General features: G+C 68.5%; 9 protein-coding genes. 6 read left to right on the top strand and 3 right to left on the bottom strand.

The window, feature by feature from the left end; genetic code table 11:
- Nucleotides 1-491, top strand: a 491-nt coding sequence (locus A5624_RS24215; RefSeq protein ID WP_066872198.1) for a TetR/AcrR family transcriptional regulator, incomplete at its 5' end; no start/stop codon positions are given.
- Here the strand turns inward: A5624_RS24215 and A5624_RS24220 are convergent.
- The gene (locus A5624_RS24220) at nucleotides 470-1243 is read right to left on the bottom strand and encodes a DUF429 domain-containing protein (protein ID WP_066872200.1); all 774 of its coding nucleotides are present in this window, start codon (nucleotides 1241-1243) and stop codon (nucleotides 470-472) included. The genes A5624_RS24215 and A5624_RS24220 overlap by 22 nt on opposite strands.
- Nucleotides 1244-1292: 49 nt before the next feature.
- Between A5624_RS24220 and purB the strand changes: the two genes are divergently transcribed.
- Genes purB through A5624_RS24235 form a run of 3 tightly spaced genes read left to right on the top strand, consistent with a single transcriptional unit; the run spans nucleotide 1293 to nucleotide 4986 of the window.
- Nucleotides 1293-2711, top strand: a complete 1419-nt coding sequence (gene purB, locus A5624_RS24225) for an adenylosuccinate lyase (RefSeq protein ID WP_066872203.1) — start codon at nucleotides 1293-1295, stop codon at nucleotides 2709-2711.
- Nucleotides 2708-3967: a cytochrome P450 gene (locus A5624_RS24230; protein WP_066872207.1), complete on the top strand. Its 1260-nt coding sequence runs from the start codon at nucleotides 2708-2710 to the stop codon at nucleotides 3965-3967. Before purB ends, A5624_RS24230 begins: the two co-directional genes overlap by 4 nt.
- Nucleotides 3964-4986, top strand: a complete 1023-nt coding sequence (locus A5624_RS24235) for a tellurite resistance/C4-dicarboxylate transporter family protein (protein WP_066872210.1) — start codon at nucleotides 3964-3966, stop codon at nucleotides 4984-4986. Before A5624_RS24230 ends, A5624_RS24235 begins: the two co-directional genes overlap by 4 nt.
- Here A5624_RS24235 and A5624_RS24240 read toward each other — a convergent pair.
- Entirely contained in the window at nucleotides 4951-5571 is a 621-nt protein-coding gene (locus tag A5624_RS24240) for a hypothetical protein (RefSeq protein WP_066872213.1), read from the bottom strand. The two genes, A5624_RS24235 and A5624_RS24240, sit on opposite strands and share 36 nt — an antisense overlap.
- A gap of 52 nt (nucleotides 5572-5623) precedes the next feature.
- Between A5624_RS24240 and A5624_RS24245 the strand changes: the two genes are divergently transcribed.
- On the top strand, nucleotides 5624-6514 hold the full coding sequence (locus A5624_RS24245) for a phosphoribosylaminoimidazolesuccinocarboxamide synthase (protein WP_066872216.1): 891 nt from the start codon (nucleotides 5624-5626) through the stop codon (nucleotides 6512-6514).
- Entirely contained in the window at nucleotides 6511-8634 is a 2124-nt protein-coding gene (locus A5624_RS24250) for a S9 family peptidase (RefSeq protein WP_066872218.1), read from the top strand. The genes A5624_RS24245 and A5624_RS24250 overlap by 4 nt, the downstream gene beginning before the upstream one ends.
- A gap of 11 nt (nucleotides 8635-8645) precedes the next feature.
- Here A5624_RS24250 and A5624_RS24255 read toward each other — a convergent pair.
- A partial coding sequence (locus A5624_RS24255) for a DHA2 family efflux MFS transporter permease subunit (RefSeq protein WP_066872221.1) occupies nucleotides 8646-10074 on the bottom strand: 1429 nt, incomplete at its 5' end.

A 10074-nucleotide genomic window follows, 5' to 3' on the forward strand; every position in this document is an offset into this window, starting at 1 on the left:
TGCCGTTGGCTTCCACCACTTACTACTTCTCGTCCCTCGACGATCTGATCGCACGCGCCGTCGAACACATCGCGATGATCGAGGTGGCGCAGTTGCGGTCGCGGGTCAGCGCCATGTCGCGCCGGCGCCGCGGACCGGAGACCATCGCCGAGGTGCTGGCGGACCTGCTCGTCGGTGACGTGTCCGGACCGGGCCTGACCGATCAGCTGATCTCGCGCTACGAGCGGCACATCGCGTGCACCCGGCTGCCCGCGCTGCGCGAGACCATGCGTCGCAGCCTGCGCCAGCGCGCCGAAGCGGTGGCCGAGGCCATCGAGCGCTCGGGCCGATCGGTGCACATTGAACTGGTGTGCACGTTGATCTGCGCGGTCGATGGCTCGGTGGTGTCGGCCCTGGTGGAGGGGCGCGACCCGCGCGCGGCGGCGCAGGGCGCGGTGGTCGACCTCATCGAGGTGCTCGCGCCGATCGATCAGCGGCCCGTGCAGATCTGACCGTCCGCTGCGTGGGTCGGGTCCACCGGCAGCGACGGCGTCACGATGTAGCCGGTGTCGAGGTCGCCGTAAACGGTCACGTCCTGCGGGCGGCGCTGCGCGTACAACGCCACGTAGGCACAGACCACGGCATCGACCGGGTCTTCGGCGCGGCGCAGTTCGCTCTTGCGTTGCGCGGCCGTGACGGCCCGGCGCAGCGCGACCCAGCCGTCGTGCCCGGCCACGCGTAGCGGCACCGGGGCCCGCGCCAGCCGCTCGACGCCGTCCATGAGCAACAACAGCTCGGACCTGAGCCGCTCGACGGTGCGGCCGGGCTTCGCCTTGTATTTCAGGGTGCGCTCGAGGCGAAACAGCGTGACGGTGGCCGCGTGGGGGTAGACCTCGATGGCCCGGCGCGCGGCCGGTGATCGCGGGTCCGCGTCCAGGCCGAGCGCCGCGGCCAGCCGGCCCGCGCGGGGGCCGTCGACGAACTCGGGTTTGCCGGTATTGCAGGGGTGCGCGCCGGCCTCGTACCTGCGGAAATCGCGGTTGAGCGCCGCCTCGGCGGGACGCTGCCCGGTCGGATTGTTCACCACCAGCGGCGCATCGAAGGCGACCACGCAGTCGCCGCGGACGTAGGGAAGCAGGGCGGCCAGGATCTCGTCGTCGTCGCGGACCGCGCACACCCTCACCAGGGCGCCGCCGGAGTCGACGACGGCGACGCCGGTCGGGTTGCGACCCGCCCAGGCGAGGTCGACGCCGGCGAAGTACATCCGCATAGGCTATGGCCGCGACCGTAAGCTGTGTGTTCGTGAGGACCAAGTGAGCATTCCGAATGTGCTGGCCACCCGGTACGCCAGTGCCGAGATGGTCGCGATCTGGTCGCCGGAGGCCAAGGTCATCGGCGAGCGCCGGCTATGGCTGGCCGTGCTGCGCGCGCAGGCCGAACTGGGCGTCGCGGTGCCTCCCGAGGCGATCACCGACTACGAGCGGGTGATCGAGGACGTCGACCTGGCCTCGATCGCGGACCGCGAACGGGTGCTGCGCCACGACGTCAAGGCGCGCATCGAGGAGTTCAACGCGCTGGCCGGTCACGAGCACGTGCACAAGGGCATGACCAGTCGTGATCTGACCGAGAACGTGGAGCAGCTGCAGATCCGGCGCTCGCTGGAACTGGTCTTCGCGCACGGCGTGGCGGTCGCGGCGCGGCTGGCCGAGCGGGCGGTGGCGTATCGCGACCTGGTGATGGCCGGGCGCAGCCACAACGTCGCCGCGCAGGCCACCACGCTCGGCAAGAGGTTCGCCTCGGCGGCCCAGGAGACCTTGATCGCGTTGACCAGGCTGCGCGAGCTGATCGACCGTTACCCGCTGCGCGGCATCAAGGGCCCGATGGGCACCTCGCAGGACATGCTCGACCTGCTGGACGGCGACGCGGCCAAGCTCTCCGAGCTCGAGCGGCGCGTCGCCGAATTCCTGGGCTTCGCAACGGTATTGACCAGCGTCGGGCAGGTGTATCCGCGTTCGCTGGACCACGACGTGCTCTCCGCGCTGGTGCAGCTGGGCGCCGGACCGTCGTCGCTGGCGCACACCATCCGGCTGATGGCCGGCCATGAACTGGTCACCGAGGGATTCGCGCCGGGGCAGGTCGGTTCGTCGGCGATGCCGCACAAGATGAACACACGCAGCTGCGAACGGGTCAACGGTCTGCAGGTGGTGCTGCGCGGTTACGCGTCGATGACCGCCGAACTGGCGGGTGCGCAGTGGAACGAGGGTGACGTGTTCTGCTCGGTGGTGCGCCGAGTCGCGTTGCCGGACAGCTTCTTTGCCATCGACGGCCAGATCGAGACCTTCCTGACGGTGCTCGACGAGTTCGGCGCCTATCCGGCGGTGATCGACCGCGAGCTGGACCGCTATCTGCCGTTCCTGGCCACCACCAAGGTGTTGATCGCCGCGGTGCGCGCCGGCGTGGGCCGCGAGGCCGCCCACCACGTGATCCGCGAACACGCCGTGGCCACCGCGCTGGCCATGCGCGAGCACGGCGCCGAGCCCGACCTGCTGGACCGGCTGGCCGCCGACGATCGGCTGCCGCTAGACCGGGCGGCGCTGGACGCGGCGCTGGCCGACAAGAAGGCCTTCACCGGCGCCGCGGGTGACCAGGTGGACGAGGTGGCGGCGCAGGTGGACGCGCTGGTGAACCGCTACCCGGACGCGGCCAAGTACGCCCCGGGTGCGATCCTGTGACGCTGGCCGGCGCGCTCGCTTCGATCGACTTCACCGATCTGGACAACTTCGCCAACGGTTTTCCGCACGAGCTGTTCGCCATCCATCGGCGAGAGGCGCCGGTGTACTGGCACGCACCGACCGACAACACCCCCGATGGTGAGGGCTTCTGGTCCGTCGCCACCTACGCGGAAACGCTTGAGGTGCTCAAGGATCCGGTGACCTACTCCTCGGTCACCGGTGGCGCCAGGCCCTATGGCGGGACGCTGCTGCAGGATCTGGCGATCGCCGGCCAGGTGCTCAACATGATGGACGATCCGCGGCATTCGCAGATTCGGCGACTGGTCAGCTCCGGCCTGACGCCGCGGATGATCCGCCTGGTAGAGGACGACCTGCGGGGCAGGGCGCGCCGGCTGCTGGACGCGGTGGTCCCGGGTGAGCCGTTCGACTTCCTGGTCGACATCGCCGCCGAGCTGCCGATGCAGATGATCTGCATCCTGCTGGGAGTCCCTGAATCCGAACGGCATTGGTTATTCGAGGCCATCGAGCCGCAGTTCGATTTCGGTGGTTCGCGCAAGGCTTCCCTGTCGCAGCTCTCGGTCTCCGAAAGAGACGCGGCGGCCGGGTCGCGGATGTACGAATACGGTCAGCAGCTGATCGCGTCCAAGCGTGCAAACCCGACCGATGACATGTTGTCGGTGGTGGCCAACGCGATGCTCGATGACGCTGAGGGATCGGCCCTGTCCGACCTCGAGCTGTACCTGTTCTTCAGTCTGCTGTTCAGCGCCGGCGCGGAGACCACCCGCAACGCGGTCGCGGGCGGCCTACTGGCGCTGGCCGACCACCCGCACCAAATGCGGTCGCTGCGCGGCGATCTCGGGGCGCTGCCCACGGCCGTCGAGGAGATGGTGCGGTGGACGTCGCCGTCGCCCTCCAAGCGGCGCACCGCCACCCGCGACGTCACCCTCGGCGGTGAGTCGATCGAGGCGGGGCAGAAGATACAGATCTGGGAAGGCTCGGCGAATCGCGACGCCGGCGTGTTCGAGCGTGCCGACGAATTCGACATCGCCCGAAAGCCCAATCCGCACTTGGGTTTCGGCCAGGGTGTGCACTATTGCCTGGGCGCCAACCTGGCCCGGCTGGAGCTGCGGGTGCTGTTCGAAGAGCTGCTGTCCCGGTTCGGCGGGGCGCGGGTCGTCCGGCCGGTCGAATGGGCCCGCAGCAACCGGCACACCGGCATTCGGCACCTCGTCGTGGAGCTTCACGAGGAGCCGTGACGATCCGGTTCGCCGATGTCGAGCCCTCACCCGATGTGTTCGCGGCGGTGATGGCGACGGGAATCTTGTCGATCGGCGCGCACAATCACGGCTACCGGTTGATCAGCGACACCATGGGCGTCATCGCCACCCTCGGGCTGTTGTTGCTGGTTGCCCTGGTCGTGGTGAAGGCCTGCGGCCCGGGCCAGGGGCTGCGCTGGGACCTCACCGATCCAGACGTCACCCTGCGGCTGATCACCTTCGTGGCCGCATGCGCGGTGATCGACACGCGCTTGTCGTCCAACGTGTGGGTGGCGCGGGTGCTCGGCGTGGTCGGCCTGACGTCCTGGCTGGTGCTGATCCTGTTCAGCGCGCGAAACATGTTGGCCCACCGGTGGCCGGAGCTGCGCGATCGTGCCCACGGCGCCTGGCAGCTGGGCAGCGTGGGCACCTCGGGTCTGGCCATCGTGATCGCGCGGGCGGCCCGGCAGACCGGCCATCACTGGTGGCTGGCGGTGGCCGTGGCCGGCTGGGTGGCGGCGCTGTGCATCTACGGCCTGATGACCTGGCTGACGATGTGGCGGGTGGTCAACGAACGGCAGGACCGGGACGGCTTCGAACCCGACACGTGGATCCTGATGGGCGGCATGGCGATTGCGACGTTGGCCGGCGACACCATCCACGCGGTCGCTCCCGGCTGGCTGGCCGGGCCGGTGCGCGCGGTCACCGTCGTGACGTGGGTGACGGCCACCCTGTGGATACCGCCGCTGATCTACTTCGCGCTGCACCGCATTAGGCGGCACCCCAACATGCTGCAGTTCGCCGGTGCGTGGTGGGCGTTCGTTTTCCCGTTGGGCATGTACTCCGCGGCCAGCTTCGCCATGGCGGTCGAGATCGGGCAGCGGTCGCTGCTCACCGTTTCGCTGGTGTTCTTCTGGGATGCGTTGGCCGCATGGATCGTTGTGGTCGTCGCCGGGCTGCTGCTGTTAGCGCGGGCGATGCTGCTACGCCCCGCGGATCGCGATGCCGGCCGACCGTAATTCGAGCGCGACAAGCGCGCCGATGGTGACCGGATCCTCGCGGCGCCACCCGCCGACCGGGTCCGCGCTCACGGCGATCAACTTCCGGGCCGGCCGGTTGGTCAGCGCCCGCAGCGCCAGCAACTGCGCCCCGGCCGGCGTCGCGGCCAGAGCGGTCACCGTCAACTTGCGCCGAAAGAACCGAAGCCGCAGAAAAAACCACGGGAGCACCGCGATGAGGATCGGGACCGCGACGACGGCCATCGCCAGCAGCACCGCGAGCCAGCTCGCCGCGCTGTCCAGATCGTGGCCCGCGCCCGCGATGTCCAGCGCGGCGTGGCTCGCGGAGTTGAGCGGCTTGCTGACCGTGTCGCCCACCACCGGAATGTGCTGCGCCTCGTGTCCGGCGGACGCGAGGTTGCCGGCGATGCCCTTCGCGCCGCTCTCGACCTGCCGCCCGGCGTCGGCGATGGTGGCGATGGCGTCGTAGACGGCCAGCCCGACGAGCAGCCACAGCAGGGTCCACACGACGACGGCGAGATCGCTGAACAGCTGGACAGCCAGCCGGCCGGGTCGGGTTGAGTAGGGCAGAAACCGCGGTGTCATAGCCCCGATCCCAGCACAAACCCGGTTTGCAGGTGCCCGATAGGCTGACCGGATGCCCGCACTGTCCGACTATCAGCACCTGGCCAGCGGCAAGGTCCGCGAGCTGTATCGCGTCGACGACGAGCACCTGCTGTTGGTCGCCACCGACCGGATCTCGGCCTACGACTTCGTCCTGGACAGCACCATCCCGGACAAGGGCCGCATCCTGACCGCGATGAGCGTCTTCTTCTTCGACCTCGTGGACGCGCCCAACCATCTGACCGGGCCGCCCGACGATCCGCGCATCCCCGACGAGGTCCTGGGCCGCGCGCTGGTGGTGCGTGAGCTCGAAATGCTTCCGGTGGAATGCGTGGCACGCGGCTACCTGACCGGCTCGGGATTGCTGGACTACCAGGCGACCGGAAAGGTCTGCGGCATCCCGCTGCCGCCCGGATTGGTCGAAGCCAGCAGGTTCGCTGAACCGCTGTTCACCCCGGCGACGAAAGCCGCACTGGGCGACCACGACGAGAACATCTCCTTCGCGCGGGTGATCGAGCTGGTCGGCGCCGTGCCCGCCAACCAGCTGCGCGACCGCACCCTACAGATCTACGTTCAGGCCGCCGATCACGCGCTCCGGAAGGGAATCATCATCGCGGACACCAAGTTCGAGTTCGGCACCGACCACGACGGCAACCTGCTACTGGCCGACGAGATCTTCACCCCGGATTCGTCGCGGTACTGGCCGGCCGACGAGTACCAGGTCGGCGTCGTCCAGAACAGCTTCGACAAACAGTTCGTCCGCAACTGGCTGACCGGCCCCGAGTCCGGCTGGGACCGCCACGGTTCCCAGCCCCCGCCGCCGCTACCGGAGGACATCATCGCGGCCACCCGCGGGCGCTATATCGAGGCCTACGAACGCATTTCCGGATTGAGCTTCGCCGACTGGATCGGTCCCAGCGCATGACCGAAACCCAACGAAACGGGTCGGTGCCCCCCGTCGCCAAGCGGGTGGAGACTCGGCGCGAGCATCACGGCGACGTCTTCATCGACCCGTATGAGTGGCTGCGCGAAAAGACCAATCCCGAAGTCATCGCGCATCTCGAGGCGGAAAACGCCTACGTCGATCAGATGACCGCGCACCTCGAGCCGCTGCGGCAGCAGATCTTCGCCGAGATCAAGGCGCGCACCAAGGAGACGGATCTGTCGGTGCCCACCCGCCAGGGCCAGTGGTGGTACTACGCGCGCACCTACGAAGGCAAGCAGTACCGCGTCCAGTGCCGTTGTCCGATAAGCGGACCCGACGACTGGGACCCGCCGATCCTGGACGAGGACACCGAGATCCCCGGTGAGCAGGTCCTGCTCGACTCCAACGCCGAGGCGCAGGGCCACGAATTCTTCTCCCTGGGCGCCGCGACGGTCAGCCTGGACGGGAACCTGCTGGCCTATTCGGTCGACACCCTGGGCGATGAGCGGTACACGTTGCGGTTCAAGGACTTACGCACCGGCGAGCTGTACCCGGACGAGATCGCCGACATCGGGGCGGGCGCCACCTGGGCCGCCGACAACCGCACCGTGTACTACCTGACCCTGGATGCCGCCCACCGTCCCGACAAGGTGTGGCGGTATCGGGTGGGCTCGGGTGCCGAACCGGAGCTGGTGTATCACGAAGCCGACGAAAAGTACTGGCTGGGCGTGGGTCTCACGCGCAGCGAGGCCTACGTCTTCATCGCCTCGGGATCCTCGATCACCTCGGAGTATCGCTACGCCGACGCCGCCGATCCGCAGGCATCGTTCACGGTCGTGCTGCCGCGCCGCGAGGGTGTCGAGTACGCGGTGGAGCACGCGGTCATCGGCGGGCAGGACCGGTTCCTGATCCTGCACAACGACGGCGCGGTCAACTTCACCCTGGCCGAGGCGCCGGTCAGCGATCCGACACAGCAGCGCACCCTGATCCCGCACCGCGACGACGTCCGGCTCGACGGGGTGGACGCTTTCGCCGGCCACCTCGTCGTCGGCTACCGCCGGGAGGCGCTGCCCCGGCTGCAGCTGTGGCCCATCAACGCCGACGGCACCTACGGCCGGCCCGAAGAGATTTCCTTCGACTCCGAGCTGATGTCGTCCGGGCTGGCCGGCAATCCCAACTGGGCTGCGCCCAAGCTGCGGATCAGGGCCGGATCCCTGGTGATCCCGGCGCGCGTGTATGACATCGACCTCGCCACCGGTGAGCGCACGCTGCTGCGCGAACAACCCGTGCTCGGCGACTATCGGCCCGACGACTATGTGGAGCGCCGTGACTGGGCGGTCGCCGACGACGGAACCCGGGTCCCGGTGTCGATCGTGCACCGCGCCGACATCGAATTCCCGGCGCCCGCATTGCTTTACGGCTACGGCGCCTACGAGCTGTGCACCGACCCGAGCTTCTCCATCGCCCGGCTGTCGCTGCTGGACCGCGGCATGGTGTTCGCGATCGCCCACGTGCGTGGCGGCGGTGAGATGGGCCGGCTGTGGTACGAGCACGGCAAGCTGCTGGAGAAGAAAAACACCTTCACCGACTTCGTCGCCGTCGCAACGCATTTGGTGGACTCCGGTGTCACCCGGCCTCGTCAGCTGGTCGCGTTGGGGGGTAGCGCCGGCGGTTTGTTGATGGGCGCGGTGGCCAACCTGGCGCCGGAGCTCTTCGCCGGAATTCTCGCGCAGGTCCCGTTCGTCGACCCGCTGACCACCATCTTGGACCCCTCCTTACCGCTGACCGTCACCGAATGGGACGAATGGGGAAACCCATTGGCGGACAAGGACGTCTACTCCTACATGAAGTCCTATTCACCGTATGAGAACGTGGCGGCCAAGCGGTACCCGGCGATCTTGGCGATGACGTCGCTGAACGATACGAGGGTCTATTACGTCGAGCCGGCCAAGTGGGTCGCGGCCCTGCGACACGCCAACGGCGACGGCAGTCCGGTCCTGTTGAAGACCCAGATGAACGCCGGGCACGGTGGCGTCAGCGGCCGCTACAAGGCGTGGGAGGAGGCGGCGTTCCAATACGCGTGGCTGTTGGATGCCGCCGGGGCCCAGTCGTCGACCTAGGCCGCCGCGCGTCAGTCGCCGACCGGCGGGGTCGGTGGCTTCTTGGGCAGGAACGACGCCGGGATGATGGTGAACGCCACCAGCACGACGGCCAGGACGAACACCACCGCGTAGGCGTGCGCCAAGTGGTGAGACACATGGCTGGCGAGCTCGGGGCCAAGCTGCTGGCGCGGGACGGCCGACGGGTCGACCGGCAGGCCTCGCTTGCCGGTGCCGGCGCGCACCCCGCCCATCTCGTTCGCCGCCATCAGGGCCTCGTTGCGGTTGAACTGATTGGTCAGGATCACCGCCATCAGCGCGGCGCCGATGGACCCGCCTACCTGCTGGTTGACGCTGATCAGCGTCGTCCCGCGGGCGACCTGATGTGGGGCGAGCGCCTGCATGAGCGCCGCGGAGAGCGGCGTGGTGGTCAGACCGATACCCAGCCCCATGATCGCGAGCCCCGTCACCAGGACCGGTGAGTAGGCGGCCTGGCTGGCGACTCCGTAGGTGAAGACACCCAGGCCCACCGCCATCAGCGGCAGGCCGACGAGCACGATGTTGCCCGGGCCGCGCCGGTCCATGAAGGCGCCGCCGAGCGGCATGGTCAGCACCGCACCGATGCCGATCGGCAGCATGTGCAGACCCGACTGCATCGGCGTCTCGTGGCCGACGATCTGAAAGAAACTGGGCACCAGCAGGCCGACGCCCACCGAGGCGGCCCCGAACACCAGCAGCGTCACATTGACCTGGGTGACCACCGGGTTGCGGAACAGCCGCAGGTCGATCAGGGGGTGGTCGGTCCGGTACCAGGCATGCAGGACGAACGCGACGATCAGGCCCAGGCCGACGAGCGCGGGCACCAACACGTAGCGGTCGGCGATGGTGTGCCGCCCCGGGATGGAACACACCCCGCACAAAAAGATCGCCACGCCAGGCGAGAGCAGCAGCGCGCCGGTGATGTCGAGGGCCTCCGAGGGGGCCGAGCGGTCTTTCGGGAACATGATGGCCGCGAGCGCGAACGCCGTCAGCCCGATCGGCAGGTTGATCAAAAAGATCCATTTCCAGCCGTACGCGCCGATCAGCCAGCCGCCCAGGATGGGCCCGCCGATGGGGCCGAGCAGGATCGGGATTCCGCCCACCGCCATCAGGCGGCCGACCCGCTTCGGTCCCGCCTCGCGCGTCAGGATGACGAAGCTCAGCGGTAGCAGCATGCCGCCGCCGATGCCCTGGACCACCCGAAACAGGATCAGCAGCAGGATGTTCGGCGCTATCGCGCACAGCAGCGATCCCAGCGTGAAGATCAGCACCGAACCCATGAAAAGCCGTTTGGTGCCGAACCGATCCGCCGCCCACCCGGTAACCGGGATCACCGTCGCGAACGCGAGCATGTAGCCGGCGATCGTCCATGAGACGACGGCCTGCGTGGACCCGAACTGCGCGATGAAGGTGCGCTGCGCG

The sequence above is a fragment of the Mycobacterium sp. 1482292.6 genome (genome assembly GCF_001672995.1).
Lineage (GTDB): Bacteria > Actinomycetota > Actinomycetes > Mycobacteriales > Mycobacteriaceae > Mycobacterium > Mycobacterium europaeum_A.